Raw genomic sequence first — 26,194 nt, 5'->3', positions numbered from 1 at the left:
TCATGGGCGCTGGCGGACCCGAAGGATCTTACGAGAGCTGGCGCTGGTCTATGAGCATGAAGGCACGGGCCCTGCGCTCCTGCTCGGGAAGCTGCCCAAGGCGGCGGTGGGCGTTTGATCCCGGGAGTTCTGTCTGATCTGAGTTAACGTGTCGCGCAAGGTTGGAGTGGATTCGCGGGTGAGGCGGCGGGTCATGAGGTCGATCATGGCGACGTGGATCATGGCTTCGGAGCGGGCGGGCAAGGCCTCGTAGTCGCGGACCAGACGACGGTGGAGCATCAGCCAGCCGAAGGTCCGCTCGATGACCCAACGTCGGGGCAGGGCGGTGAATCCGCTGGTGGCGGGGTCGCGGCGGACGACTTCGACATCGACGCCGAGGGCGGCGTCGCCTTCGGTGACCTTGGGGCGGTAGCCGTTGTCAGCCCAGGCTTTGGTGATGGCCGGGTGATCTGCGGCGACCTGGGTCAGCAGCGGCAGGCCGGCCGCGCCGTCGGAGACGCCGGCGGAGGGGACCAGTACGGCCAGGAGCAGGCCGCTGGGATTCGCGTTGGAACTCGTTCAGGCGGACACGCTCGCCCGCCATCACCGCGGGCGCGGCGATCACGTCAGGTTCCAGACCGGCACCGACGACAACTCGCTGAAGAACGTGCTGGCCGCCGAAGCGGCGGGAGTCGACGTCCAGGAGTTCGTCGACGGCAACGCCGCCGCGTTCATCGCGCTGGCCGAACCGCTGTCGCCGTCGGTCGACGATGTGATCCGCACCAGCCGCCACCCGCGGCACCGGGCCGGGGTGGAGCGGTTCTGGCGGGCCTGCGCCGACGCGGGCGACCTCGGCAGTCCCCGGCCTCGCTGCTTCGGCCACCTCGCCACCCCGCTGCTTCGGCAGCTCACGACCTGGGTGGGCAGCCACGCAGCACCACTGCCACGGGTGCCGGGTGGGCAGAATAGACCCTCAAATCAACCTCTACCTGCGACCCGTCCCAAACGCACACGCAATCCTGAACGGCCTCTCCCTTGGTGCTGCGGCGGCCCTCGGCCTCGCTGCTTCGGCCAGGTCACCATCCTCGCTGCTTCGGTAGCTCACGACCTGGGTGGGCAGCCACGCCGCGCCACTGCCACGGGTGCCGGGTGGGCAGAACAAACCCTCAAAACCAACTCAGGCGCTGTGAACCGAAGTGACCGGTGCCCGAGAATCGTCGGCCGCTCCTGGTGGTCCATGCTGATGGCCGGGAGCGGCCCGTTCGCGTCACTTCACCCGTTTCCAGTCGAGGAAGCCCTTCTTCACGGTGGGACGCCAGCCACGGAGAGGGCGGCCGGTGTGCAGTGACCTCGCCGTGTCCTCGAGTAGTGCCAGGTAAGAGGGCCAGACCACGTCGCCGTCCGTCCGCAGCCCGGTCTCGTTGAAGAACTCGCCCGTCTTGCCGGTGCCGGAGTCGATGAACAGGTTGCCGCCGTCGATCGCCGACGCGAACGGGATCAGATGCCCGTCCCACCAGATTCCGGCCATCTCTTCGGGGCCGTCGAGGGTGATCCCGCACAGCATCTTCCAGTCCGCGTACAACGCCTTGACGGACATGTACGCGTAGAACGGCGCCGGGCCGAACCCGTTCCACCGCTCGGTCCCGTCGTGGCGGAGCAGGGACGCGCGCAGGTCGTCCGGGAAGGTCATGCCCATGGCGGCCTCCGCCTTGGCGATCGCGCGTGGGGTCGCGGGCGCGTGCAGCGTCCGGTGCGTGGCCGGTGCCCGGCGGGCCAGCCAGGCCTCGATCCGCCGCCAGACGGTGTTCACCCGGGCGGAGACACGCGGGTCGGGCGCGCGGACGACGGCGGCGCGGTGCTTTGGTCGGCACCCGCTGGCGCTGGCCTGCTCGGGGGTGAGCCGGTCGGGTGGGGGCTCGACCGTGGGGGTCGGGCTGGGCGTGGGGCGAGGGCTTCCGGCGCAGCCGCCCGGCAGCGGGCCGCCCGGTTCCTCGGCCCAGCGAAGCTCGCAGGCCGACGTGACCGTCGGGTACCAGTCGCGCAGCGCGGTGCCGGCCTCCAGGGACCCGGCCAGCGCCTCCAGCAGGTCGAGGTAGGACGGCCAGCCCATCGGCCCGTCATAGCGCAGGTTCTCGTTCGAGACCGACTCGCCGACGCGCCCCGAGCGCGGCTCGACGAACAGCGTGCTGCCGTAGCCCGAATGGGCGATCGCCAGCAGGCTGCCGTGCCATTTCCCCTTCTCAGGGTCGGCGGCGGCGACATCGCCGTTCATCACGATGTCCTGGCAGCGCCCCCAGTTGACGTAGTCGATGTCGTCGTAGCCGAGCAGTCCGTGGGAGGCGGGCAACGGGAAGCCTGCGCCGAGGTTGCCGTCTGCGCCGTTGTGCCGCAGGTAGGACGCGTACAGGGCGTCGGGGATCCTGCGCCCGCGCGAGTTCTCCCAGCGCGTTAGATCTTCGGGCTCCGCCGGGGGCTTGAGCTTGCGCAGCGTCGCGGAGGCGTGGGCGCCGAGCCAGCGTTCGATGCGGTCCCAGGCCTTGACCACCCGGGCGGTGATCGCTGGATCGGTCGTCCGCGGCGGCACGCTCGGCTCCGGCTCTCCCGTCGCGACCACCTCGGGGACGGTCCAGTTGCCGTCGGGCCCGTCACCGGTCGCACCGTCCCCCGGCGCATCGCCGGACCCACCCTCCGGGTCGCCCTCGGAACCGCCTGAGCCGCCGCTCCGCTCGTCGGCGAAGGTGATGGGCTCGCAGCCCACGGAGCGCGCCTGCGCCGGTGACAGCGCCCCCGCTCGGATCTGGGCCTCCAGCGCGGGATCGTCGCAGTGCAGCGACACCGTGTCGCCCACGATGGTGGATGAGCAAAGGACGAGCTTTCCGGGCACCCAGCCACTGGCCGCGACTCCGCCCAGCAGTACGAACACGACGAGCGCCGCCCGCAAGGCTCGAAGCCTGGATAAGCCGATCATGCCGCCGTACCCTATCGGCGACCACCGACGATCATCACTGCCGTCGGCGCGGCTGTGACGCAGGTGGGACACGGACAGGGCGGCGGCGATCCTGCGCCCGTGCGAGCTCTCCCAGCGCGCGAGAGCTTCGGGCTCCGCCGGGACCTTGAGCCTGCGCTCGTCCAGGCGGGTGAGGACATCACCGCCGCCCGCTCGTGAGGCGGCCGGCTACGGCGCCGCGGTCAGGGCGGCGTCCGGGCGGTCGACGTACAGCCTGTCGAACTCGACCAGCGGGGTCGAGCCGGCGAAGTTGGCGTTCACCTCGGCACGCTCCGCGGCGCTGGGGTTGGCGTTGGTGCAGCTCACCGGGGCGCTGGAGCCGGACATCAGGTCGGTGCAGCGGCCGGTGCGGCGGTCGGGGAGGCCGAGGATGTGGCCGATCTCGTGGGTGGCGATGCGCAACGGGTAGTAGCCCTGGACGGTCGCGTCGCGGCCCATCCAGATGGTCCCGCGGCCCAGACTGGTCACCCGGGCGCGCGGCCAGCCGTTGTCGGCGAGCACCACGAAGTCGGCGGGAGTCCCGGCCACGAGCCGGACGTTGGTCACGCTGGCGTTCCAGACCTGTGCGGCCTGGTCCACGACGGATCGGAATTCGGCGGCGCGGCTGGCGTCGTACCGCAGCACGCGGACCGCGGCGCTCGCCTGCGCGGAGGCCGCCGGAGTGGGCGACAGGGTGACGAGGAAGGCCAGTCCAAGGAGCAGGGCCGAGATGGTGCGAAGGATTCTTGACATGGGAGTGGGATCTCCTCAAGGTGGGGGGTCGCCACCGCGAGGCGCACCGATGGGATCACCGGCGTGGCGGCGGTGATCAGTGGAGCTCCTCGGGTGGGGCTTCCGCCAAGGTATGCGCGGCGGAGCCCGCCGGGGATACGCCAGTTCTCCCCTACCACCGTGTTATGGACGGCTCCGCGGAGGTCGGCGGGTACGCTGCGCAGGCAATTGGCGGCCCGGAAGCGGAGGACCGGCCCGTACCCGTGCCCGTACGCGGCGCCGACGGAATCATGCGCCACATCCAGGAGGCCCGCACGCAGCTGTGAGTCTGGGGCGGGCCGCCCGGCGTCGCGTTGGTCGGTGCCGTCAGCAGGGCGTTGCGTTGCTCGGTGCCGTTAGGGCGGCGTTGCGTTGCTATCGTCGCGGCTAGCCATTTTGTCCCCAGGAAAGGCGCTCTAGTGGAACTTCGCCGTGTCTCGTTCGACCACCCGGACGCGGTCAGGCTGAACAAAGAGGTACAGGCCGAGTACGGCCGGCGCTACCAGGGTGACGGCGACGCGACACCGCTGGACCCGTCCATGTTCGAGCCGCCGAACGGCCTGTACGTCATCGCGTACGACGAGGACGGCATCCCCATCGCCAGCGGAGGGTGGCGCGCCAGGGAAGCCGGCGAGGAGGGCTACTCGGACGGTGACGCCGAGATCAAGCGGATGTACGTGGTGGAGGCACTCCGCGGCAACGGACTGGCCCGCCGCATCCTGGCCCACCTGGAAGCCGACGCCCGCACGGCGGGACGCGTCCGCATGGTCCTGGAGACCGGCATCGCCCAGCCCGAGGCCATAGCCCTGTACAGCTCCAGCGGCTACGAGCCCTGCGCCAAGTTCGGCTACTACCGCTTCAGCGAAAGCAGCCGCTGCTTCGCCAAACCGCTCCAGCCCTGAGCGCCTCCCGGACGCGGGTTCACGCCGCACTTCTGGAGATGCTTCCCACCCGATCGGCGTTCCTCTGACGGACCGCACGGGCCTCCTCTTCCTCCGAAAGGGGGCCTGGGGGTCACCCTGCGCCGTTCGGGGTGACGAGTCCGGACTGGTAGGCGAAGACGACGAGTTGGGCGCGGTCGCGGGCGTGGAGCTTGATCATGGCGCGGCTGACGTGGGTCTTGGCCGTGGACGGGCTGATGTACATGTGCGCGGCTATCTCGTCGTTGGTCATGCCCTGGGCGACCAGCGCCACGACCTCACGCTCGCGGTTGGTCAGGGACTGCAGGCCGGGCGGGACGGTCCGGGGACGGCGGGCGACGAACTCGCCGATCAGCCGGCGGGTGATCGCCGGGGCGAGCAGCGCGTCCCCGCGCGCCGCCACGTGGATGCCGTGCAGCAGGTCCGCCGGGTCGGCGTCCTTGACCAGGAACCCGGTCGCGCCCGCGCGCAGCGCGTCGAAGACGTACTCGTCCAGCCCGAAGTTGGTGAGGATCACCACGTGGACCTGTGACAGGCGTGCGTCGGCCACGATGCGCCGCGTCGCCTCGATGCCGTCCATCACCGGCATCTGCACGTCGATGAGCACCACGTCCGGGACCAGTTCGCGGGCCATGGCGAGGCCCTCCCGGCCGTCCGGCGCCTCGCCGACCACCTTGATGTCGTCCTCCGGCTCAAGCAGCGCGCGGAAGCCTGCGCGGATCAGGGCCTGGTCGTCGACGAGGATGACGCGGATCACAGGATGTCCTTCGTCAGCGCTGCGTTCGTCAGGGGGAGGCTGGCGCGGATGGTGAAGCCGCCCTCGGGACGGGGGCCGGTGCGCAGCCGGCCCCCGAGGGCGGTGACCCGCTCACGCATACCGGTCAGGCCGACGCCGGGCACCGGCCGCGCGCCGGCGGGCAGGCGGCCGTCGTCGTCGACCCGCACCGTGAGCTCGGTCGCGCCGTAGTCCACGTGCACCGACGCCTGGGTGTGCCCGGAGGCGTGCCGCGCGACGTTGGTGAGCGCCTCCTGGACGATCCGGTAACCCGCGCGGTCGACGGCGGCGGGTAGCGGGCGGGGTTCGCCGCTGATCTCCACGGTGACCGGCAGGCCCGCCGAGCGCGCCCGGGCAACCAGGTCGTCCAGCCGGTCCAACCCGGTGCCAGGGGGTTCACCGGCATCGTCGCGCAGCACCTCCAGGGTGGCGCGCAGTTCGCGCATCGCCTCGCCACTGGCCTCCTGGATGGCCAGCAGCGCCTCGGGAACCTCCTCGCCGCGCTTGCGGGCCAGGTGCACGGCCACCCCCGCCTGCACCTTGATGATCGAGATGCTGTGGGTGAGCGAGTCGTGCAGTTCCCTGGCGATGCGCAGCCGTTCCTCCCCGGCCCGCCGCAGCGCGGCCTCCTCCCGGGTGCGTTCGGCCTCGGCCGCCCGTTGCTGCGCCTGTTCGAGGTACGCGTGCCTGGCCCGGGTGACCGTCCCCCCGATGCCCGCCGCGAGGAACCACCCGAGCAGCAGGACCGTGGGATCGCCGGTCTGCTGGACGGGCGCGTCCGTCAGCAGGCTGCCGGCCAGGGTGCCGCCGAGGAACACCGCGCCCGCGAGGGCCGGGAGCAGCCGGTGGCCCGCCCTGACGGCGGCGAACACCGTGATCAGCACCGGGAAGGCGGCGGGCGGCCCCGGATGCGTCCTCAGTACGTAGAGCAGCATGCAGGTGGTCGCGACGACCACGGCGGCGGCCGGGGCCCTGCGCCAAGCGGCGATGGCGGCCGCGCCGATCAGCACGAGCACGTAGTCCAGCGGCTGCACGCCCGGCCGTGAGACGGCGCCGCCCACCTGCGCCAGGCCGACCACCGCCGCGACCAGTAGGTCCATGGCGAGCGGACGCCACCGGCCCTGGACGTATCCGGCCAGCGGCTGCCATTCGCGCACGAACCCCATCCCAGCACGGTAGAGCCTGGCGGGTCGTACCTCCTCCACACCAGGGCGGAAACCGGACTACTCCCGGCGTGGTACTTCCGCCCGTCCTGCGCTCCGTGGCGTAACCGAAGCATCTCCCCTGGCAGGACGCCCGCGGACCCTCGTACGGGTGACGATCGCAGCCTGGATCACCCGAGCACCCCGTGTGCTCGGTGTGGTGCCGGGACCGGCGCAGCGTCGCCAGGGGCGGCGTCATCTACAGGAGGACCGCATCATGCACTCGCTTTTCCGCCACATCACCCCAGTGCCGCCCGAAGACGCGACCGATCAGGTGGCCGCCGTCTACGAGCAGGTCAACGAAAAGTTCAGCACTATCGGCCCCGCGGTCATGATGCTGTCGCCGGCACCGGAACTCCTCGTGCCCGGCTGGGCCCTGCTGCGCGAGGCGCTGGTGGCCGGCACCGCTCCCCGCCGGCACAAGGAGGTCGTCACGGTGTCGGTTTCGCAGGCCAACCAGTGCGCGTACGACGTCGCCGGCCACTCGTCTTCCTTGAGCTGGCGGGCGGGGGAGACGCGGCCGAGGCGCTGCACCGTGGCGACGACCCGGACGACGAGGAGGTCGCGGCCATCGCGCGGTGGGCCCGCGCCACCGCCCACCCCGAAGCCCCGGACCTGAGGGCAGGAGCTTCCCTCCGGCGACCGCGGGTGGCAGGCCAAGCCACTGGCGTCCCTCGACCCCGGCGACCGGCCCGGGGTCGTCCTGGCGATCCTCGCGGGACTGGCACCGGCCGAGGTGACCGAGGACGACGTCAGCCGCTGGCGCACCGCCGCCTACACCGACCACTGCCTGCTGCACCTGATGGCCTTCGGCGCGATGGTCGCCATCGACCACATCGAGTCCGCCGTCACCGGCCGACCGTCCACCCATTGAGAACACCGTCTCGCAGGAGCTTCGTATCGTGCTTTACCGACTCGTCAAAGCGCTGGCGGCCGTCTCCACAGGCCTGCTCGCGGGAGCCTTCGGCTACGGGGTCGTGAACGTGGTCTACGCGTTCAACACCGTGCCCGTCCCCGTGCGTCTGACCTTCCACGCGGCGCTGATGCAGGTCAACGCCGTCGTCATGCAGTTGATGATGGGACTGGCGCTGCTCAGTACGCTCGCGCTGGCGGTCATGGCGGTCTCGGTCCCGCGGCTGCTGGCCGCGGGTTCGGCGGCCATGGTGCTGACCACGTTCCTGATCACCAGGTTCGGCAACGTCCCCATCCACCCGCTGATCGAGAAGTGGGCCGTCACCTCGCCGCCGACCGGCTACACCGCGATCCTGGACCGGTGGGAGATGTTCAACCTCATAAGAACCGGCACCGGGTTCGCGGCCTTCGGCCTCATCGTCTTCCTCCTGATCGCCGGTGGCGAGCGGATGCCGCTGCGGCGGACGCCCGTTGCGGTGGCAGCGAAGTAGATCGCAGTGGATCACGTGAGTGGTCCACTGCGCCACCACCGCCACGAATGTGTTGCATGGTCATGCATAGGTGTGTATATACTTCTGCTCGTGTCCAAGGTGCTCACCTCTCTGCCTGTCGGTGAACGTGTCGGGATCGCCTTCTCCGGGGGCCTCGACACTTCGGTAGCGGTCGCGTGGATGCGCGAGAAGGGTGCCGTCCCGTGCACCTACACCGCCGACGTGGGCCAGCATGACGAACCCGACATCGCCTCGGTGCCCGGGCGCGCCACGGCGTACGGCGCGGACATCGCCCGGCTGGTCGACTGCCGGGCGGCCCTCGTGGAGGAGGGGCTCGCGGCCCTGGCCTGCGGGGCGTTCCACATCCGGTCAGGTGGCCGCGTCTACTTCAACACCACCCCGCTCGGGCGGGCCGTCACGGGCACCCTGCTGGTGCGCGCGATGCTCGAGGACGGCGTGCAGATCTGGGGGGACGGCTCCACCTTCAAGGGCAACGACATCGAGCGGTTCTACCGTTACGGCCTGCTCGCCAACCCGTCCCTGCGGATCTACAAGCCGTGGCTGGACGCCGACTTCGTCCGCGAACTCGGCGGTCGCACGGAGATGTCCGAGTGGCTGCTCACCCGTGGCCTGCCCTATCGGGACAGCACGGAGAAGGCCTACTCCACCGACGCGAACATCTGGGGCGCGACCCACGAGGCCAAGGCGCTCGAACACCTCGACGCGGGCATAGAGCTCGTTGAGCCGATCATGGGCGTGCGGTCCTGGGATCCCACCGTCGAGATAGCCACCGAGGACGTCACGATCGGCTTCCAGCAGGGACGACCGGTGACGATCAACGGCAAGGAGTTCGCCTCCGCCGTCGACCTGGTGCTCGAGGCCAACGCCATCGGCGGCCGGCACGGCATGGGCATGTCCGACCAGATCGAGAACCGGGTCATCGAGGCCAAGAGCCGTGGCATCTACGAGGCACCGGGAATGGCGTTGCTGCACGCGTCGTATGAGCGGCTGGTCAACGCGATCCACAACGAGGACACCCTCGCCAGCTACCACAACGAGGGACGGCGACTGGGCAGGCTGCTGTACGAAGGCCGCTGGCTCGACCCGCAGGCGCTGATGCTGCGCGAGTCGCTGCAGCGCTGGGTCGGGACGGCGGTCACCGGCGAGGTGACCCTGCGACTGCGGCGCGGCGAGGACTACTCCGTCCTGAACACCTCCGGACCGGCGTTCAGCTACCACCCGGACAAGCTCTCGATGGAACGGACCGAGGACTCCGCCTTCGGCCCCGTCGACCGCATCGGCCAGCTGACCATGCGGAACCTCGACATCGCCGACTCTCGCGCCAAGCTTGAACAGTACGCCCAACTCGGCATGGTCGGCAGCGGGCACCCGACGTTGATCGGTGCCGCGCAGGCGGCCTCGACCGGGCTGATCGGCGCGATGCCCGAGGGCGGCGCCGAGGCGATCGCCTCCCGGGGAGAGGTCCCCGCCGACGACGAACTGCTCGACCACGCCGCGATGGAATCCGGCACCGACTGACCGGTCACGCCGCGACGAGGTCTCGCACCGACTGACGGGTCACGCCGCCGACGAGGTCCGGCACGCACCGACTGACCGGCCGCGATGGCCTCAGCCGCCGGTGCTCGTGAAACCGCTTATGGGTACGCCACGGCCGGAGCCGTGGTGCGGTCGTGCGTGCGGCGGGGCCCGGCGGTCGTGCCGCCGGGCCCCGCCTGGGTGCTTACTGGACGGTGATCTTGTCTACTTCAATGGTGATGCCCTTCACCTCAGGAGTCGAGGTCGCCGTGGTGACCGACCCGACGCCGGAGCTCACGCCCTTGACCTTCAAGGTGTAGGTGAGCTTCCCTCCAGGAGCGCCCGGCGTGCTGCTCACGCGGTAGTCCTGGGTCGGCGGCCCGGAGATCTGGCTGCCGGCCGAGCCGTCCGCGTTCTCGGCGCCCACGGTCAGCCCGAACGAGGGCCCCGGGTCGCCGGGAAGGTTGGACGGGTCGTAGGCGTAGCTGATGTCCTCGGTGCCGTTGACCCCGATCCACTGCTGGAACACCTTCAGGCTGGTCTCGCCGTACAGGTGGACACGCCACTCGATGACGAGCCAGGTGGAGGTGCCGTCGGTGAGCGTTCCCGCGTAGACGCCGGGTGCTCCGGTGCCGTCCAGGTCGGTCCAGTAGCTGGCCAGCACGTTGTTCGGCGGAGTCGCGTCCGGCAGGGTCTGCGGCGCGAACTCGATGTCCGCCGACCCGTTGGTCCCGCCCGCGACGCTGTAGCCGTTGGACACGACCCCGATCCGGTTGTAGCTCCTCCCGGCATAGGCGAAGGCGGGGACGGTGAAGTTGACGGCCTCCTCGTCGCCGACCGGGATCGGTGCGATGCCGAAGGCGTCCAGCGGGAGGTAGCCCGCCGGGCCCTCTCCCGGTGCGATGACCGGCCGGTCCGGCTGGCGGGCCGCCAGCGTGGTCTTGGTCGTCGCGATCTGGCTGCCGATCTTCGTGGCCCCGGTCACGCTGTTGAGCCGCAGCTTGCTGTCGAGCGTGGTGAGCGCGGTGACCTCGGCGTCGTTCAGCGTGGTGTTCTCGACCGTCACCGTGCACGTGGACTCGCCGGTGTTCTTGGCGATCGTGCTCGGCGCGCACGTCTGGTCGACCGGTACGACGCCCTCCTGGCGGTAGAACGCCACCGGAAGGTGCAGGTTACGGCTGCCGCCGCTCTGCTTGAGGTTCACCTGTCCGAAGTACTGCCCGTCGGGCAGGTCCGGAGCGGTGATCACGATGGTCAGCTTGGCGCTCTTGCCGGCCTTCACGGAGAAGATCGGAGGCAGCACCGTGATGTTGGCCCCGCTCGGAGCGGTGCCGGAGGCGGTGAAGGTGAGCGTCTGGGACGTGACGTTGGTGACCGTACGCTTGGCGGTGATGATCCCCGGCATGATCGGCGCGTTGACCGACGGCACGTTCAGGTCGATCCGGTTCAGGGGATCGGCCGCCGAGAGGGCGTAGTTGGCCGCGGTCTCGTCCAGCGTCAGGCCGGGGTCGCCGGCCTTGGTGAGGTCGATGCGCCCGCCGCCGAAGTCGAACGGGTCGGCAGGCGTGACCCGGTCCTCCTTGGTGACCGAGGTCTTGGCCGTGGTCTCCAGGGCGGACTTGACCTGGCCCGGCGTCCAGTCCGGGTGCAGCGCGAACAGCAGGGCCCCGGCCCCGGCCACGTGCGGAGAGGACATCGAGGTGCCGGCGATCACCTGGAAGAGGTTGCCCGGGGGGCCCTCAAGCGGAGATTCCGGCGTCGGGGTCGTGCCGGCCATGATGTGCAGACCGGGCGCGGTGACGTCCGGCTTGAGGAAGTCGCCGCCAGGACCCCGCGAGGAGAACGTGGTCATGGCGTCGCCCTGCCAGGTCGTCTTGGTGCCTGGGGTGAACTTGGCGGTGGTGCTCGGGTTGGCGGCCAGGAAGTTCAGCAGGGTCGTGCTGTCCGGCTGGTCGATGTGGACCGTCGGCAGCCAGTGGTTGTCGGTCATGACGTCGAGCGGCGTGGCGTTGTAAAGGATCATGCCCGCCGCGCCGCCCTGCTTGACGTTGAAACCCTTCAGCACACGGTTGGGCCCGCGCTGGCAGACGACGATCTTGCCGGTGAACAGGCCCGGAGGGGCCGGGGTCGTGCACAGCGCGTTGGAGTACGGTGCGGCGGCGGCCGACACGACGGGAAGCGGTGAGGCTATGCCCGCCGTGATCGTGGCGCCGGAGACGGTGGCCGTGGCCCCGCCGCTGCCGGTGAGCGTCACGGTCGACCGGAAGGTACGGGTCTGCGTGGACGCGGCGACGGTCGTCACCCACGGGCTGCGGTGGTCGGTGGTGGACGCGCCGGGACCGGAGTTGCCGGCGGAGGCCGAGACGAACACGCCGGCCGCGTAGGCGTCGAGGAAGGCGAGCTCGACCGGGTCGCTGTACGGGTCGCTGCCGCCGGAGATCGAGAAGTTGATCACGCGGACGCCGTCGAGGATCGCGCGGCCCACGGCGGCGGCGGAGTCGGAGGGGAAGCAGCCCTCGGCGCCGCAGACCTTGTAGACCGACACGCCGGCGGCGGGTGCGATGCCGTGGATCGGCCCCCGGCTGATGCCGAGCGGGTTGGCGTCCGCGACCGGGCCGCCCGCGGAGGTGGTGGCGGTGTGCGTGCCGTGACCGTTGGAGTCACGGGCGCTGTCGGGGTAGACCTCGCCGCCGAAGACGGCGTTGTACGTCGCGAGGAACGGCTGGCCGCCGACGAGCTTGTTGTTGCACACGAAGGTGTCGCTCGCGGGCGTCAGCGGGTTGTCCCCGAAGTCGCAGACGCGCGGCGTGCCGTCCTTGGTGGGCGGGGGAGCGGGCAGGTTGCCCGGGTCCGCGAACGAGGGATGCTCCGGCCAGACGCCGGAGTCGAGGCTGGCGAAGATCACGCCCTTGCCCGAGGAGGAGCTGCCGCCCAACTTGTTGTAGATGGTCGGGGCGCCGATGAAGGCGGGGCTGGAGTCGGTGAGCAGCTGCTGGAGCTTGTCCTCCTGCACGGCGGCCGCGCCGGGCAGCTTCAGCAGTTCCGCCGCCTTGTTGGCGGGCACGGTCAGGGCGATGCCGCCGAAGACCGTACGCAGCTTCTGGCCCGCCTTGGCGCCGGGAACCCGCTTGCTCAGCTCGCCGAGGAAGGCGTTCTCGATGCCCTCGATGTGCTTCTCGTACTGCTTGGCGGGTGCGCTCTTGATGTCGAGGCTCTTCCCGGTGACCTGCGGGCTCGTACCGGGCAGCCCTTTCAGGCCGCCCTTGTACGCCGCGAACGAGTCGTAGTCGAGCTTGACGACCACGTTGACGGGCGCGGCCGAGGTGGCCTTCAACAGCGACGCGTCACTCTTGGCGAGCTTGCCGCTCGGGGACTTCGCCCCCTGGACGCGGTCGGCGGCGGTGAGCGGAGTCGCCTTCCACTTGCTGGTCGAACCCGTCGCGGGGGTGGGGGCGGGGTCCGCGGACGCCGGAACGGCCGGGCTCATCACACCGACGACGGCGAGACTCACGCCGACGGCCGCTATGCGACGCGCTCGGGATAACAGGGTTGGAAGGGGCTTGCTTGGCACGACACCTCCTGGAGGACCACTGGATCTGTCGCCCAGCAGGCATGGAGGAGCCGCGTCACCCGTCGGAGAGCACGGGAAGGGACCCCACCCTCCCCGTTGGGCGACGCGTGGGTGGCCACCCGGCATTCGGGTGACCAAACACAGACGGGAGTCTAGATGCGCGTCCCATCTCCGCCTAGGTCCGTCTAGTCACTGATCTGCGGCAATATATGCCTAAATGTGGACACGTCTCGGTTAAATGGTGTGATCGGTGCAGTTAGGAGAACGTTCCAAAGCGCGGGACGTAGAATCGCGGGCGTGAAGCTGAAGCTGGACCTCCACGACATCTACAACCGGGGCGGCGAGATCGACCGGGCGCTGCGCGGGATCATCCAGGAGGCGATACAGAAGAAGGCCACCGAGGTCGAGATCATCCCAGGCAAGGGGTCCGGCCAGCTCAAGAAGAAGGTGCTGCGCTTCCTCGACCAGAAGGAAATAAAGGCCCTCTACCACCGCATCGACAAGGACTCCAAGAACCACGGCCGCCTGTTCGTCTACTTCAAACACAAGTGAACGGATCCGCAGCTCAGTTTCGCGGCATTAGTACCGTTCGAGCGTGAGCACTGGCCAGTTCCCGGGCCGCCCGCGGCCTGTCCTGGACGTGGTGCCAGGACAGGAACATGAGAGCGTAGTCGGCGCTGCCGGACGGCACTGGCATGTCCCCGGCCGGAGCGATCGGCCCGCTTCGTGCGGCGGGCGGCCGGACCATCACAGTGCACCGCGTGCTTGCCTGTCGACCGGGTTTCCCCGCTGGAGTGGCCGGGTCAACGGCGTCCTGCGGTCGGGGGAGGTCAGGGGAGGTCAGGGGCTCAGCAGGCCGACGGCGTTGCCGTCGGGGTCGGTGAACACGGCCATCCGCCCCATCCCGGGCACGCTCTGCGGTTCCAGCGTCCGGCTGCCACCGAGTTGCTCGGCGCGCTTGAGGGCGGTGTCTACGTCGTCGACCTGGAAGTAGACGACCATCCCGGTGTAAGGGCTGCCGGGACCGGCCTGGCCTATCCCGCCCGCCGGGCGGCCTTCCTCGCCCACCAGCGCGTAGGTCTCGTCCAGGACGGTCACCGGCCATCCGAACATCTTCTGGTAGAAGCGTCGTGCTCGTACGGCGTCGGGAGAGGAGATGTCGAACCATGCGGGTCCGGTCGGCGTCATGCGGGTCCTCCGGGTGGAGTCGAATGCGGTCGAGGAGGAGACTCCCGCTGTGGGGCAGAATCATCGCTTGTGAGCGAAATTTCTGCGCGGACCATGGACAGGGCAGCGGAGCACACCGAGGACCCCGACCTCACCCGGGCCCGCGAGGGGGAGAAGGTTCCCGATCTCGTCCGGGTCCGCGAGGGGGAGAAGGATTCTGACCTGGCGCGGGCGCGGGGCGGGGACGGTGCCGCGTTCACCCGTCTCGTTGAGCCGCTGCGCCGGGAGTTGCACGCCCACTGCTACCGCATGCTCGGCTCGACCCACGACGCCGACGACGCCCTTCAGGACGCCCTGCTGCGGGCGTGGCGGGGGCTCGCGCGCTTCGAGGGTCGCGGCTCGCTGCGCTCATGGCTGTACACCGTGGCCACCCGCACCTGCCTGGACGTCGTCGAGACCCGTGGCAGGCGAGCCCTGCCCGTCGACCTCGGCCCGTCCAGCGATGGCGCCATGGTCGGCGGCGCCCCGCTTTCCGACGTCGCCTGGCTGGGCCCCTACTCCGATGAGGGCCTCACCGGCGACCTGGCCGGCCCGCACGCGCGCTACGAACAGCGCGAGGCCGTAGAACTGGCCTTCGTCGCCGCCCTGCAACACCTGCCGGGCAACCAGCGAGCGGCGCTGCTGCTCTTCGAGGTCCTCGGCTTCTCGGCGGCCGAGATCGCCACCATGATGGACACCACCATCGCGTCGGTGAACAGTGCCCTGCAGCGGGCCCGCAGGATCGTCGCCGAGAAGATCCCCGCCCCCACCCAGCAGCAGACGCTGCGGGAGATCGACGACGCGCGCCTGCGGGAGATCGTCGCCGGGTACTCCGCCGCGCTGGAACGCGGTGACGCCGACGCCTTGGTCGCGCTGCTGACCGAGGACGTCACCTGGTCGATGCCGCCGCTTGCGCACTGGTACCACGGCCTCGAGGCCGTCACCGACTTCGCCGTGCGCATCCCGCTGACCGGATGCGGCTCCTGGCGGCACGTACCGACCAGCGCGAACGGCCAGCCGGCGGTGGGCTCCTACCTGTGGGACGACGATGCGGGCGCGCACCTCGCCTGGGCGATCAACGTGCTGACCCTGCGCGGCGAGCGAATCGCGGAGATCACCACGTTCATCGGCCTTGAGCACTTCACGCCCTTCGGGCTGCCCGCCTCGCTCGTCTGAGGGCGTCGGGAAGCCTCAGCGGGCCGTACAAACGGGCCGTGCAAAGAGGAGGAAGCGGTCGGCCATGCGCAGGGCCGGGTCCAAGCACCGCTCAACGAGGAGGAGTGCCGCGAGGCCAAAGGCGTTCAGGCGTTCGATCGCTTCCTCGTCTCCAGGATAACCAAGGCCGGGAGTGCGCCGAGTACAAGCCGGAGACCACGGAGTTCATCATCCTTTCCGGAGCGCGCCCACGGCGGCGGCCACATCTCGGACGTTCCCGTCCGGACCCACGCCCGGGCAGGCGTTCCCGTCCGGACCCACGCTCCTGCCCGGGCGTGACCTCGAAGGGCGACGCCCGCTGGGGCGGGGGCTCCGGTGCGGGCCCGAAGCCCTTGAACGTGCCGGGGAAGAAGCTGAACAGCCCGCCGATGATCGCACCCGGCAGTATCCACGCCCACGTCTCCGTGCCCGGCGGGCACTGACGCGCGGAGACGTGGACACCGACCGACGCGCAGCTTCGGCTCTGGGTGTCGACGTCGACGCCACGGGCGTGGGGGATCCATATGGGATACTCCGGGCGTGCGCCGTTCGTTCCGCAGCAGCCTCCGGCGGATAGCCGACGTCGCGGTCCCGGTCGCCGTCATGATCTTTCTGGTCGCCGTCCTGGAGGACGACTCCGCAGGGCGCACGGCGGCGCCGCAGGCCATCGGGACGGTCGCCGCCGTGGCCCAAGGCATGGCGCTGTGCTGGCGGCGCTCCCATCCGGTGCAGGCGATGGCGATCACGCTCGTCGGCGGGCTCCTCATCCAGCTCATCGCGCCGGAAGTGATGTTCCCGGTCGCGGGTCTCATCATGATCGGCTCGCTGGCCGCCGCCCGGCCGCCCCGCGTGTCGCTGCCCGCGCTGGCGGCGCTGGTCGGCCTCACGGCGCTCAACTTCCGCACCGCCCCCATCGAGGACGCGCAGTTCGTGATGTTGTGCCCGTTCGTGGTCTGGGCGTTCGGGGAAGTGCTGCGCAACCGGCGGATGGCGGTCGAGGAGGCGTCACGCCGGGCGGTCAGCGAGGAACAGACGCGGATCGCGCGCGAGCTGCACGACGTGATCGCGCACAGCGTCTCGGTCATCGTGGTTCAGGCCGCCGCGGCCGACGACGTCTTCGACGCGCATCCGGACAAGGCCCGCGGGGCGCTGCGCTCGATCGAGTCGGTGGGTCGCGACACGCTCGGCGAGCTGCGCCGTCTGCTGGCCGTCGTGCGTCCGGGTGAGGACTTCGAGCCGCGGCACCCGCAGCCGGGGCTCGACCAGCTGGGGGAACTGGCCGAGCGGCTACGCGCCGCCGGTCTGGAGGTCGCGGTACGGCGGGAGGACACCGAACCCGCGGATCCGTTGCCGGCGGGGATCGACCTCTCCGCCTACCGCATCGTGCAGGAGGCGCTCACCAACACACTGCGTCACGCCGGCGCCGGCCATGCCCAGGTGACCGTCCGCGCCTGCTCGGGAATACTCGAACTCGAGGTCCTCGACAACGGCCGCGTCCCCGGCCGGGGAAACGATGCGGCCCGCTCCGTGAGCGTGGAGAACGATGACGTGTGGCGCGTGGACGTGGGCAACGATGGCGTCCGGCGTGTGAGCGGGGAGAACGATGGCGTCCGGCGTGTGAGCGTGGGGGGCGGTGCCGGGCGTGGGATCGTGGGGATGCGGGAGCGTGCCGCGATGGTGGGCGGCACCCTCGACGCCGGGCCGCTGCCCGGCGGTGGGTTCCGCGTTCACGCACGCCTGCCGCTTCAGGTGGCGCGGTGACCATCCGCGTGGTCCTGGCGGAAGACCAGGCACTGGTCCGCGGCGGCTTCCGGATGATCCTTGACGCCAGGGCGGATCTCGAGGTGGTCGGCGAGGCCGCCGACGGACGTGAGGCGGTGGCACTGGTCGACAGGCTGCGACCCGATGTGGTGCTCATGGACGTGCGGATGCCCGACGTCGACGGGCTGGAGGCGACCCGGCGCATCGTCGCTTCAGGAAGCCCGGCCCGCGTCATCATCTTGACCACCTACGACGTCGACGAGTCGGTGTTCGCGGCCCTGCGCGCCGGTGCCAGCGCCTTCCTGCTCAAGGACGTACGGCCTGCGGAGCTCGTCGAGGCGATCCGCGTGGTAGCGCGCGGCGACGCGCTGCTCGCACCATCGGTCACCCGCCGGCTGCTCGACCGCTTCGCCGAGGCGCTGCCCGGCGCGGCGCCGCCGCCCGACCTGGGCCGGTTGAGTGAACGAGAGATCGAGGTGCTGCGGCTGGTCGCGCTGGCGTTGTCCAACGCGGAGATAGCCGAGCGTCTGGTGCTCACCGAGGCCACGGTCAAGACGCACGTGTCCTCGATGCTGCGCAAGCTGGGCCTGCGCGACCGGGTACAGGCCGTCGTACTCGCCTACGACGTCGGCCTGGTGCGCCCCCGCTCTCCCTGAAGAGCCGATCCCAAGGACCGCGGCGCCACCTCTGATGTCCGCTGGGAGCGTGCTGGTCTGGACTGGCGCCCGCTGACTGCCTGATCCGAGGCCAGGCGGACGACCGCGCCGTGTCTGGGGTGGCTGGGTGCGCGTATTGGGTTCGGAGCGGAGTTCGGTGGTCGGGCTCCGTCTGGAGTGGAGTTCGGTGGTGGGGCTCCGTCTGGGGTGGAGTTCGGTGGTGGGGCTCCGTCTGGGGTGGAGTTCGGTGGTGGGGCTCCGTCTGGAGTTGAGTCGGGGCAGACGGGGTCCGTCGAAAGTCGGGGTGGAAAGCCGATCTCGCGTGCGATGTGGCGGCACCTCTCACGGACGTACGGTCGCCGACATGACCAGCGACGCACTCGATGACCACCACCGACGACCCACGCAGACCGACGGCAGCGGGCGTCTGGGACTGATGCGGCGCATCGCGCCCGCGCTCGGGCTCTTCCTCCTGGCTCCGCTGGTCGCCGAATATCTGCTCGGCAACATCCCTCCGGCCGAGATCGCGGGCGCGCTCTTCCTCGCACCGATGTACGGCGGCGGGGCGCTGCTCATCCGCGAAGTGGCGCGGCGCACTGGGCGCGGCTGGCCCTCGCTGCTCGTGCTCGGAGCCGCATACGGCCTGCTGGAAGCCGGTCTGCTCGACCAGTCGCTGTTCAACCCCTCGTTCGAGGGTTATGACTTCCAGAGCGTGGCGCACATCCCGGCGCTGGGCATCAGTGCTCACAGCGTGCTGTCGTTCGTCGGAGGGCACATGATCTGGAGCATCTGCGTTCCCATCGCCATCATGGAAACGCTGGTACCCGGCCGGAGCGACACCCCTTGGCTGGGCAGGTTCGGCCTGGCCGTGACGAGCGTCGTGTTCGTCCTCGGCTCCACCGTCCTTTGGTACGGCCTGGCCGACGAAGAGGGATTCCAGGCGTCGGCGCCGCAGGTGGCCGCCACGGCCGCCGTGATCGCGGCGCTGGTCGGTGGCGCGTTCGCCATCGGAGGCCGCCCCCGTCCGGCGCTGGACCGGCGGGCGCCGAACCCGTGGCTGGTCGGCGCGGCGGGGTTCGTCGCGACCGGGGCGTTCTTCGCCCGTCCCGAGAGCTGGTGGGGCGTCGTCATGGGCATCGGGCTGCTCGCCGCGATGGCGGTGGTGCTCGCCCGATGGTCGCGCCGCGCAGGCTGGGGCGCCACACACCGGTTCGCGGTGGCCGGTGGAGCGATGCTGACGTACGCCTGGGGCGGCTTTGTCTTGTTGTCTCTCGAGGGCAACGCGAGCACCGTCAACCTGATCGGCCAGGTGATCCTCGTGCTGGGCGCGATCACCCTGCTCCTCGCGGCGGCTCGCACCGCGCGCTGTACGGTCCCGGCCCGGTGAAGCCGTGAAGCTGAAGAAGCCGGGTGAAGCTGAAGAAGCCGGATGAAGCTGAAGAAGCCGGATGAAGCTGAAGAAGCCGTGCCCGGTCCTGCTGTCGGCGGGAGGAGGCCGGTTATGCTGGGACAGGCCATGATCCCCCTGGTGGCGGCTCGCATGACGGTGAGGAGACACGGGTGACGCGGAGCGTGGACGTCGTGGAGATCACCTCCAAGGCCGAACTGCGGGAGTTGCTCGGCGAGGTGAAGCCGAGGGCCATCACCAAGGAGCGCGTGGTGCTGCACGAGCGCGACAGGGAATGGCTCGCTGCGTCCCCCTTCTGCCTGATCGCCACGGCGGGCGCGGACGGCACCTGCGACGTCTCGCCCAAGGGTGACCCGCCCGGGTTCACGCACGTCATCGACGCGACCACGATCGCGATCCCGGACCGTCCCGGCAACCGCCGCGCCGACGGCTTCGGCAACATCCTGGACAACCCCCACGTCGGGCTGGTCTACCTCGTCCCCGGCCGCAACGAGACGCTGCGCATCAACGGCAGGGCGCGACTCGTGCGCGACGCGCCGTTCTTCGACGAGATGATCGTCAAGGGGCACCGGCCGTCGCTGGCCATGGTCGTGGAGATCGAGCAGATCTTCTTCCACTGCGGCAAGGCGTTCCTGCGCTCGTCGCTGTGGAAGCCCGAGACGTGGGACCCGGACGTGCTGCCGACGCACGCCAGCATCGTCAAGAGCGTCCAGCAGACCGAGGAGAGCCTCGAAGAACTGGAGCGGTACTACGGCCCGCAGTACGAGGCCGGCCTCTACCGATCCTGAACCAAGTGGCGTGCCTCTGCCGATCCTGAACCAAGCGGCGGGCCACCGCACAAGGGGCTTCGTGCTCGCCGGGGAGCGGGACTGTGGCCGGTACGTCGAGGCCCGTCTCGGGTGGAGGTTCCCGCGCAAGGGTTCGTGCTCGCCGGGGGCCCGGGCTGTGGCCGGTGCGTCAGAGTTTCCGGTACGTTCTGGCGTCCTCGGCGGCGTCGAGGACGCCCTGGAGGTCGGCGCCGATGCCGGCCGCCACGGCCGCCGCGATGGCGCCCTCCACGAAGGGGACGTCCGCGATCACTACCGAGCCCGGTTCCTCGAACAGGCGGGCGGTCAGCACCGAGCTGCCGATGTCGGGGATCAGCACCACTCCCACCCCCTGATCCACCACCTCGATCGCCGAGGCGACCTTGTCGGGGCTGGTGCCGAGGCCGCCGTCGTCGGTGCCGCCCGCGGCGGCCACCCGTACGTGGGCACCGGCGATCCCCACCGCCAGTGCCACGGCCTCCCTGGCCAGCGCGTCGCTGTGGGAGATCAGGACGATGCCGACCAGGCGCTCGGGAGTGGTCATCCGGCTGCCGCGTGCAGTGCGCCCAGGATGAGGGCGGTGGAGGCGGCGCCGGGGTCCTCGTGCCCGATGCTGCGCTCACCCAGGTAGCTGGCGCGCCCCTTGCGCGCCTGGAGCGGGATCGTCGCCCGGGCGCCCTCCTCGGCCGCCAGGCGCGCGGCGTCGAGGGCCTCCCCGGTCTTCGCGCCGCCCTGCGCGGCCTCGGTGAGCGCGCGTGCCGCGGGGGCGAGCGCGTCCACCATGGTCTTGTCGCCCTCGCTCGCGCCGCCGAGCTTCTGTACACCCGCCACGGCCGCTTCCACGGCGGACGCCAGCTCGGTGAGCGTGACGTCGGCGCCGGGGCCGAGCCGCGAGCCCATCTGGCGGAAGGCCGTGCCGTACAGAGGACCGGAGGCGCCGCCGACCTTGCGGATCAGGGTCGTGCCGGTGAGCGTCAGGATGGCGCCGGGGGAGTCCGCCGGCTTGGCCGACAGGGCCTCCAGGACCGCGGTGAAGCCGCGGTGGAGGTTGGCGCCGTGGTCGGCGTCCCCGATCGCGGCGTCAAGTCGCGTGAGATGGTCGCGGTTCGCGGTGACGACCCGCGCGATCTCCTCGATCCAGGCGGTGAAGAACTGGGCGTCCATGAGGGTTGCGGCTCCTCCGAGCAGGTGCGGGTGGTTCTCGGTCCTGCCGCCGGTCACCGGCCCCAGCGCAGGCCGGGGGTCTCGACCGGGGCGTCCCAGAGCCGGGTGAGCTCGTCGGTCAGCCGGCAGACCGTGACCGAGAAGCCCTCCATGTCGAGGCTGGTGACGTAGTTGCCCACCAGGCTGCGCACGGGTTCGGCGCCCTTTTCCCGCAGGTAGGCGGCGACCTCGGCGAAGACCACGTACAGCTCGATCAGCGGGGTGCCGCCCATGCCGTTCACCATCACCAGGACCTCACCCGAGAGCGGCATGTCGGCGTGGACGGCGTCCATGGCGATTCGCGCGACCTCGCGGGCGGGTGCGGCGGACACGCGGGTGCGGCCGGGCTCGCCGTGGATGCCGATGCCCAGCTCGATCTCGTTGTCGTCCAGGTCGAAGGTCGGCTTGCCCGCCGCCGGGACCGTGCAGGAGGACAGCGCCACGCCGAACGACCTGCTGCGCGCGTTGACCTCCTCGCCGATCTTGGCGACGTCGGCCAGGGATGCCCCTGTCTCGGCGAGGGCTCCGGTGATCTTCTCCACGAAGACCGTGGCGCCCGTGCCCCGGCGGCCGGCCGTGTAGAGCGAGTCCTTGACCGCGACGTCGTCGTTGACCAGCACGGACGCGACCTCGATGCCCTCCTCGGCGCACAGCTCGGCGGCCATCTCGAAGTTCAGCACGTCCCCGGTGTAGTTCTTGACGATGTGCAGGACCCCCGCGCCGCCGTCGACGCCCTTGGTCGCCTCGATGACCTGGTCGGGGACGGGGGAGGTGAAGACCTCTCCAGGGCACGCGGCGTCGAGCATGCCGTATCCGACGAAGCCGCCGTGCAGCGGTTCGTGGCCGGAACCACCGCCGGACACCAGCCCGACCTTGCCCTGTGTGGGTGCGGACCGCCGAAATATGATCTTGTTCTCCGGGTCCACCCGCAGGGAGGGATGGGCCGCGGCCATACCGGTGAGCGCGTCGGTCACTACGGATTCGGCACTGTTGATGAGCTTCTTCATGACCTGGTCCTTGACTTGCGTTGGTGGTCCCTCGGCCAATCTCTCCCCGTTCGCGACTTCTGGCAAGCGTGGCCCCTCACGCATCCGCGTGCGATGGGTGGTGACGGGAGGCCTGCCGGAGAGGGAAGATCTGTGCGAACGACCACCAGCGGGAGGCAGCAGATGTCGGTGTTGAACAGTCTCGTCGAGAGCATCCGGAGCGGCGCGATCGAGGTGATCGACCTCACGGCGCCCCTGAGCTCCCGGACGCCGATCCTGATGCTGCCCGAGCCGTTCGGGAACACCGTGCCGTTCCAGCTCACCGAGATCAGCCGGTACGACGACCGCGGCCCCGCCTGGTACTGGAACGACATCACCACCGGCGAGCACACCGGCACCCACTTCGACGCGCCGATCCACTGGGTGACCGGCCGCGACGGTGAGGACGTCTCGCAGGTGGCTCCGGCGCGCCTGATCGGCCCGGCCGCGGTGCTCGACTTCGCCGGCCGTGCCGCCGAGGACCCCGACTTCCTGCTCCAGATCGAGGACGTCAAGGAGTGGGAGAACGCCAACGGCCCGCTGCCCGACGGCGGCTGGCTGCTCTACCGCACCGGATGGGACGCCCGAGCCGACGACCAGGGGAGCTTCCTCAACGCCGACGAGACCGGCCCGCACACCCCCGGCATCTCGGTGGAGTGCGCCAAGTGGCTGGCCGAGGAGACCGCGATCGCCGGGCTCGGCGTGGAGACCGTCGGCACCGACGCCGGGGCCGCGCACTCCTTCGATCCGGCCTTCCCCTGCCACTCGTTCCTGCTCGGCGCCGGGAAGTACGGCCTGACCCAGCTCCGCAACCTCGACAGGCTTCCCGCCACCGGTGCGGTCGTCCTCGCCCCTCCGCTCCCCATCGTGGGCGGCTCGGGCAGCCCGGTCCGCGTGCTGGCGCTCGTCGAGCGATGATCGTCGCTCAGGCCGTCGGCCGGGCGCTGGCGCAGCTCGGGGTGGGCACGGCCTTCGGCGTGGTGGGCAGCGGCAACTTCCACCTCACCAACGCGCTCGTGGAGCACGGCGTGCGCTTCGTCGCCGCGCGCCACGAGGGCGGCGCGGCCACCATGGCGGACGCCTACGCCCGCATGAGCGGCACGGTGGGCGTCCTCAGCGTGCACCAGGGTCCCGGCCTGACCAACGCGATGACCGGGATCACCGAGGCCGCCAAGAGCCGCACGCCGCTGCTCATCCTGGCGGCGGAGGCGCTGGAGCCCCGGTCGAACTTCCACGTCGACCAGAGCGGGCTGGCCCAGGCGGTGGGCGCGGTGCCCGTGCGCGTGCGATCGGCGGGCAGCGCGGTCCAGGACGCCGTACAGGCCTACCGGATCGCGGCGCACGACCGCAGGACCGTCCTGCTCAACCTCCCGCTGGGCATCCAGGGCCGGCCGGCCGAGGGCGGCGGCGAGGCGCTGTCCACGCCGTCGCGGGAGAGCGCCGTGCGGCCCTCGCCCGAGGCGGTGGCGGCGCTGGCGAAGGTGTTGTCCGCGGCGCGGCGTCCGGTCTTCGTCGCCGGACGCGGCGCCCGGCACGCGCGGAGCGAGCTCTCGGCGCTGGCCGAGCGCACGGGCGCCCTGCTGGCCACCTCGGCCGTCGCCCGGGGCCTGTTCAGGGACAGCCCCTGGAACCTCGACGTCAGCGGCGGGTTCGCCTCACCGCTGGCCGCCGAGCTGATCCGCGAGGCGGACCTGATCGTCGGGTGGGGCTGCGCGCTGAACATGTGGACCATGCGGCACGGCGCGCTGATCGGGCCGTCCACCACCGTCGTCCAGGTCGACGACGATCCCGAGGCCCTCGGCGCGCACCGTCCCATCGAGCTCGGCGTCCTCGCCGACGTGGCGGCCACCGCGCGCGCCGTCATGGACCTCGGCGAGTACGGCTCGCGCGTGCCGAGCGGGGGGTGGCGTGACCCCGCGCTGGCCGAGAGGATCGCCCGCGAGATCGCCTGGCGCGACGTGCCTTACGACGACGAGTCCGGCGGCGGCCGGATCGACCCCCGGACGTTGTCGATCGCGCTTGACGACCTGCTTCCCGCGGAGCGGATCGTCAGCGTCGACTCCGGCAATTTCATGGGATATCCGTCGATGTTCCTGTCGGTGCCGGACGAGAACGGCTTCTGCTTCACGCAAGGGTTCCAGTCCATCGGGCTCGGCCTCGCCACCGCCATCGGCGCCGCTCTCGCGCGGCCCGACCGGCTGCCCGTGGCGGCGCTCGGGGACGGCGGCGCGCTCATGGGCATCGCCGAGCTGGAGACCGTCGTACGGCTCGGCCTGCCCATGGTCATCGTCGTCTACGACGACGAGGCGTACGGAGCCGAGGTGCACCACTTCGGCCCCGACGGTCACGCGCTCGACCAGGTGAGGTTCCCCCCGGCCGACATCGCCGCCATCGGGAGGGGCTTCGGCTGCGTTGCGTTGACCGTACGGGAGCCCGCCGACCTGGCGGTGGTGCGGGGCTGGCTGGACGGGCCGCGCGACCGGCCGCTCCTGATCCACGCGAAGGTCACCGCCGAGCGTGCCTCCTGGTGGCTGGAGGAGGCGTTCCGCGGCCACTGAACCACAAGTTACTCGGGCGTAGGTTACGGTGCAGACATGGCTGAGTTCGTGTATCCCCCGGTCGTCGCAACGGCGCGCGGCCTGTTCAAGGCGCTTGATCTGAGAATCGACGTGAAGGGTTCCGAGCGGGTGCCGAAGAGCGGCGGCGCCGTGCTCGTCAGCAACCACGTGAGCTACCTCGACTTCATCTTCGTCGGCTACGGCGCCCACCCCTCCCGCCGTCTCGTGCGGTTCATGGCCAAGAACGAGGTCTTCACCAACCGGATCTCCGGCCCGCTGATGCGTGCGATGCACCACATCCCTGTCGATCGGTCGGCGGGCGCGGGGGCCTACGGCCACGCTGTGAAGGCCCTGCGCCAGGGCGAGGTGGTGGGCGTGTTCGCCGAGGCCACGATCAGCCGCTCCTTCACGATCAAGGACATCAAGAACGGCGCCGTCCGCATGGCGTCCCAGGCCGAGGTCCCCCTGATCCCCGTCACGGTGTGGGGTACGCAGCGCTTGTGGACCAAGGGCCGCCCGAAGAACCTCACCCAGCGGCACGTGCCCATCACGATCGACGTGGGCGAGCCCCTCTACCTCAAGCCCGGGGACGACATGGCCCAGCTCACCGCCGACCTGCGGGTGCTCATGTCGGAGCAGCTCGACCGCGTCCAGCGGAGCTACCCGGAGATCCCCGAGGGCGTGTGGTGGCAGCCCGCCCACCTCGGCGGAACCGCTCCGACCCCCGAGGAGGCCGCCGCCCTGGACGCGGCCGAGCGCCAGTCGCGGGGTGGCATGTCGTAATGTGACTCTATGGATCGGATGAGTGACAGTGAGTGGCGCGAGTTCGTGCTCGAGGGCACGCACACCGCGAAGGTCGGGGTCACGCGGGCGGACGGCCGCCCGCATGTGACCCCGGTGTGGTTCGTCCTGGACGGCGACGACCTGGTGTTCACCACCAGCGGCAGCGGGCAGAAGGCCAAGAGCCTGCGCCGCGATCCCCGCGTGGCGATCTGCGTGGACGAGGAGCGGCCGCCGTACTCCTTCGTCATGATCGACGGCACGGCGACGCTGTCCGAGGACTTGGAGGAGCTGGTCAAGTGGGCGACCGTGCTCGGCGGGCGCTACATGGGCCAGGAGCGCGCGGAGGAGTTCGGCAGGCGTAACGGCGCCCCGGGCGAGGTCGTGGTCCGGGTCCACATCGGCAAGGTCATCGCCATGCGCGGCATCGCCGTCTGAACGCGGGCCCGCGCCA

The 26,194-nt window shown here is 70.6% G+C and carries 26 protein-coding genes; 16 read left to right on the top strand and 10 right to left on the bottom strand.

Features of this window, described 5'->3' with window-relative positions; translation table 11 throughout:
* Positions 1–48: 48 nt before the first annotated feature.
* Positions 49–477 carry a transposase gene (locus ABD810_RS41025; protein ID WP_425566897.1) on the bottom strand — a complete coding sequence of 143 codons (429 nt, stop codon included), beginning with the start codon at positions 475–477 and terminating at the stop codon, positions 49–51.
* Positions 478–547: 70 nt separating this feature from the next.
* On the opposite strand from ABD810_RS41025, the gene ABD810_RS13860 reads away from it, so the two are divergent.
* A complete protein-coding gene (locus tag ABD810_RS13860) occupies positions 548–1,327 on the top strand; it encodes a class I tRNA ligase family protein (protein ID WP_344938722.1) in 780 nt (259 codons plus the stop codon).
* On the opposite strand, the gene ABD810_RS13855 is transcribed toward ABD810_RS13860, so the two are convergent.
* Both ABD810_RS13855 and ABD810_RS13850 read right to left on the bottom strand, forming a co-directional pair.
* Complete coding sequence (locus tag ABD810_RS13855) at positions 1,247–2,947, bottom strand: SMI1/KNR4 family protein (RefSeq protein ID WP_344938719.1); 1,701 nt, start codon at positions 2,945–2,947, stop codon at positions 1,247–1,249. The two genes, ABD810_RS13860 and ABD810_RS13855, sit on opposite strands and share 81 nt — an antisense overlap.
* A 207-nt stretch (positions 2,948–3,154) precedes the next feature.
* Entirely contained in the window at positions 3,155–3,718 is a 564-nt protein-coding gene (locus tag ABD810_RS13850; RefSeq protein WP_344938716.1) for a snapalysin family zinc-dependent metalloprotease, read from the bottom strand.
* A gap of 437 nt (positions 3,719–4,155) precedes the next feature.
* On the opposite strand from ABD810_RS13850, the gene ABD810_RS13845 reads away from it, so the two are divergent.
* Positions 4,156–4,638: a GNAT family N-acetyltransferase gene (locus ABD810_RS13845; RefSeq protein ID WP_344938714.1), complete on the top strand. Its 483-nt coding sequence runs from the start codon at positions 4,156–4,158 to the stop codon at positions 4,636–4,638.
* 112 nt (positions 4,639–4,750) lie between these two features.
* Here the strand turns inward: ABD810_RS13845 and ABD810_RS13840 are convergent, their stop codons facing one another.
* On the bottom strand, positions 4,751–5,413 hold the full coding sequence (locus ABD810_RS13840; RefSeq protein WP_344938712.1) for a response regulator: 663 nt from the start codon (positions 5,411–5,413) through the stop codon (positions 4,751–4,753).
* On the bottom strand, positions 5,410–6,588 hold the full coding sequence (locus tag ABD810_RS13835) for a sensor histidine kinase (protein WP_344938710.1): 1,179 nt from the start codon (positions 6,586–6,588) through the stop codon (positions 5,410–5,412). The genes ABD810_RS13840 and ABD810_RS13835 overlap by 4 nt, the downstream gene beginning before the upstream one ends.
* 262 nt (positions 6,589–6,850) lie before the next feature.
* On the opposite strand from ABD810_RS13835, the gene ABD810_RS13830 reads away from it, so the two are divergent.
* From ABD810_RS13830 to argG, 4 genes are all read left to right on the top strand, one after another.
* Positions 6,851–7,252 (top strand): carboxymuconolactone decarboxylase family protein, encoded by a 402-nt coding sequence (locus ABD810_RS13830; RefSeq protein ID WP_344938707.1) that lies wholly within the window; start codon positions 6,851–6,853, stop codon positions 7,250–7,252.
* Between the two features lie 117 nt (positions 7,253–7,369).
* Positions 7,370–7,507 (top strand): hypothetical protein, encoded by a 138-nt coding sequence (locus ABD810_RS13825; RefSeq protein ID WP_344938704.1) that lies wholly within the window; start codon positions 7,370–7,372, stop codon positions 7,505–7,507.
* A gap of 28 nt (positions 7,508–7,535) precedes the next feature.
* On the top strand, positions 7,536–8,036 hold the full coding sequence (locus ABD810_RS13820) for an anthrone oxygenase family protein (protein ID WP_344938701.1): 501 nt from the start codon (positions 7,536–7,538) through the stop codon (positions 8,034–8,036).
* 90 nt (positions 8,037–8,126) lie between these two features.
* Positions 8,127–9,575, top strand: coding sequence for an argininosuccinate synthase (gene argG / locus ABD810_RS13815; protein WP_344939046.1), 1,449 nt, complete (start codon positions 8,127–8,129; stop codon positions 9,573–9,575).
* Between the two features lie 202 nt (positions 9,576–9,777).
* Here argG and ABD810_RS13810 read toward each other — a convergent pair whose 3' ends face one another.
* Positions 9,778–13,083, bottom strand: a complete 3,306-nt coding sequence (locus ABD810_RS13810; RefSeq protein ID WP_344938698.1) for a S8 family serine peptidase — start codon at positions 13,081–13,083, stop codon at positions 9,778–9,780.
* A gap of 357 nt (positions 13,084–13,440) precedes the next feature.
* Between ABD810_RS13810 and ABD810_RS13805 the strand changes: the two genes are divergently transcribed.
* Positions 13,441–13,695: a Smr/MutS family protein gene (locus ABD810_RS13805; RefSeq protein ID WP_344938696.1), complete on the top strand. Its 255-nt coding sequence runs from the start codon at positions 13,441–13,443 to the stop codon at positions 13,693–13,695.
* Between the two features lie 288 nt (positions 13,696–13,983).
* Here ABD810_RS13805 and ABD810_RS13800 read toward each other — a convergent pair whose 3' ends face one another.
* On the bottom strand, positions 13,984–14,331 hold the full coding sequence (locus ABD810_RS13800; protein ID WP_344938694.1) for a VOC family protein: 348 nt from the start codon (positions 14,329–14,331) through the stop codon (positions 13,984–13,986).
* Positions 14,332–14,400: 69 nt separating this feature from the next.
* Here ABD810_RS13800 and ABD810_RS13795 point away from each other — a divergent pair, with 69 nt between their 5' ends.
* The 5 genes from ABD810_RS13795 (at position 14,401) to ABD810_RS13775 (ending at position 20,156) form a co-directional block, all read left to right on the top strand.
* On the top strand, positions 14,401–15,525 hold the full coding sequence (locus ABD810_RS13795; RefSeq protein ID WP_344938691.1) for a sigma-70 family RNA polymerase sigma factor: 1,125 nt from the start codon (positions 14,401–14,403) through the stop codon (positions 15,523–15,525).
* Between the two features lie 558 nt (positions 15,526–16,083).
* Complete coding sequence (locus ABD810_RS13790; protein WP_344938689.1) at positions 16,084–17,304, top strand: sensor histidine kinase; 1,221 nt, start codon at positions 16,084–16,086, stop codon at positions 17,302–17,304.
* A complete protein-coding gene (locus tag ABD810_RS13785; RefSeq protein WP_344938687.1) occupies positions 17,301–17,960 on the top strand; it encodes a response regulator in 660 nt (219 codons plus the stop codon). Before ABD810_RS13790 ends, ABD810_RS13785 begins: the two co-directional genes overlap by 4 nt.
* 364 nt (positions 17,961–18,324) lie before the next feature.
* Positions 18,325–19,347, top strand: a complete 1,023-nt coding sequence (locus tag ABD810_RS13780) for a hypothetical protein (protein ID WP_344938684.1) — start codon at positions 18,325–18,327, stop codon at positions 19,345–19,347.
* 173 nt (positions 19,348–19,520) lie between these two features.
* A complete protein-coding gene (locus tag ABD810_RS13775) occupies positions 19,521–20,156 on the top strand; it encodes a pyridoxamine 5'-phosphate oxidase family protein (protein WP_344938682.1) in 636 nt (211 codons plus the stop codon).
* Between the two features lie 169 nt (positions 20,157–20,325).
* On the opposite strand, the gene ABD810_RS13770 is transcribed toward ABD810_RS13775, so the two are convergent.
* Genes ABD810_RS13770 through dhaK form a run of 3 tightly spaced genes read right to left on the bottom strand, consistent with a single transcriptional unit; the run spans position 20,326 to position 22,384 of the window.
* Positions 20,326–20,718, bottom strand: coding sequence for a PTS-dependent dihydroxyacetone kinase phosphotransferase subunit DhaM (locus ABD810_RS13770; RefSeq protein WP_344938680.1), 393 nt, complete (start codon positions 20,716–20,718; stop codon positions 20,326–20,328).
* Positions 20,715–21,338 (bottom strand): dihydroxyacetone kinase subunit DhaL, encoded by a 624-nt coding sequence (gene dhaL, locus ABD810_RS13765; protein WP_344938678.1) that lies wholly within the window; start codon positions 21,336–21,338, stop codon positions 20,715–20,717. Before dhaL ends, ABD810_RS13770 begins: the two co-directional genes overlap by 4 nt.
* Before the next feature lie 53 nt (positions 21,339–21,391).
* A complete protein-coding gene (dhaK, locus tag ABD810_RS13760) occupies positions 21,392–22,384 on the bottom strand; it encodes a dihydroxyacetone kinase subunit DhaK (RefSeq protein ID WP_344938676.1) in 993 nt (330 codons plus the stop codon).
* Between the two features lie 132 nt (positions 22,385–22,516).
* On the opposite strand from dhaK, the gene ABD810_RS13755 reads away from it, so the two are divergent.
* Genes ABD810_RS13755 through ABD810_RS13740 form a run of 4 tightly spaced genes read left to right on the top strand, consistent with a single transcriptional unit; the run spans position 22,517 to position 26,178 of the window.
* Positions 22,517–23,320 (top strand): cyclase family protein, encoded by an 804-nt coding sequence (locus ABD810_RS13755; protein ID WP_344938674.1) that lies wholly within the window; start codon positions 22,517–22,519, stop codon positions 23,318–23,320.
* Complete coding sequence (locus ABD810_RS13750) at positions 23,317–24,960, top strand: thiamine pyrophosphate-binding protein (RefSeq protein ID WP_344938672.1); 1,644 nt, start codon at positions 23,317–23,319, stop codon at positions 24,958–24,960. The genes ABD810_RS13755 and ABD810_RS13750 overlap by 4 nt, the downstream gene beginning before the upstream one ends.
* Positions 24,961–24,996: 36 nt before the next feature.
* Positions 24,997–25,743: a lysophospholipid acyltransferase family protein gene (locus tag ABD810_RS13745; protein ID WP_344938670.1), complete on the top strand. Its 747-nt coding sequence runs from the start codon at positions 24,997–24,999 to the stop codon at positions 25,741–25,743.
* A 9-nt stretch (positions 25,744–25,752) separates the two neighbouring features.
* Entirely contained in the window at positions 25,753–26,178 is a 426-nt protein-coding gene (locus ABD810_RS13740; protein WP_344938669.1) for a PPOX class F420-dependent oxidoreductase, read from the top strand.
* Positions 26,179–26,194 lie beyond the last annotated feature (16 nt).

Source organism: Sphaerisporangium flaviroseum (assembly GCF_039537005.1).
Lineage (GTDB): Bacteria > Actinomycetota > Actinomycetes > Streptosporangiales > Streptosporangiaceae > Sphaerisporangium > Sphaerisporangium flaviroseum.
The sequence above is the reverse complement of the archived record's forward strand: the minus strand, read 5'-3'. Positions and strand labels throughout refer to the sequence as shown.

Bases quoted from the DNA above. Each gene is read 5' to 3' on its own strand.
- ABD810_RS13770 (WP_344938680.1), bottom strand. From the start codon at position 20,718: ATGACCACTCCCGAGCGCCTGGTCGGCATCGTCCTGATCTCCCACAGC.
- dhaL (WP_344938678.1), bottom strand. From the start codon at position 21,338: ATGGACGCCCAGTTCTTCACCGCCTGGATCGAGGAGATCGCGCGGGTC.
- ABD810_RS13745 (WP_344938670.1), top strand. From the start codon at position 24,997: ATGGCTGAGTTCGTGTATCCCCCGGTCGTCGCAACGGCGCGCGGCCTG.
- ABD810_RS13800 (WP_344938694.1), bottom strand. From the start codon at position 14,331: ATGACGCCGACCGGACCCGCATGGTTCGACATCTCCTCTCCCGACGCC.
- ABD810_RS13780 (WP_344938684.1), top strand. From the start codon at position 18,325: ATGACCAGCGACGCACTCGATGACCACCACCGACGACCCACGCAGACC.
- ABD810_RS13855 (WP_344938719.1), bottom strand. From the start codon at position 2,947: ATGATCGGCTTATCCAGGCTTCGAGCCTTGCGGGCGGCGCTCGTCGTG.
- ABD810_RS13750 (WP_344938672.1), top strand. From the start codon at position 23,317: ATGATCGTCGCTCAGGCCGTCGGCCGGGCGCTGGCGCAGCTCGGGGTG.
- ABD810_RS13830 (WP_344938707.1), top strand. From the start codon at position 6,851: ATGCACTCGCTTTTCCGCCACATCACCCCAGTGCCGCCCGAAGACGCG.
- ABD810_RS13850 (WP_344938716.1), bottom strand. From the start codon at position 3,718: ATGTCAAGAATCCTTCGCACCATCTCGGCCCTGCTCCTTGGACTGGCC.
- ABD810_RS13740 (WP_344938669.1), top strand. From the start codon at position 25,753: ATGGATCGGATGAGTGACAGTGAGTGGCGCGAGTTCGTGCTCGAGGGC.
- dhaK (WP_344938676.1), bottom strand. From the start codon at position 22,384: ATGAAGAAGCTCATCAACAGTGCCGAATCCGTAGTGACCGACGCGCTC.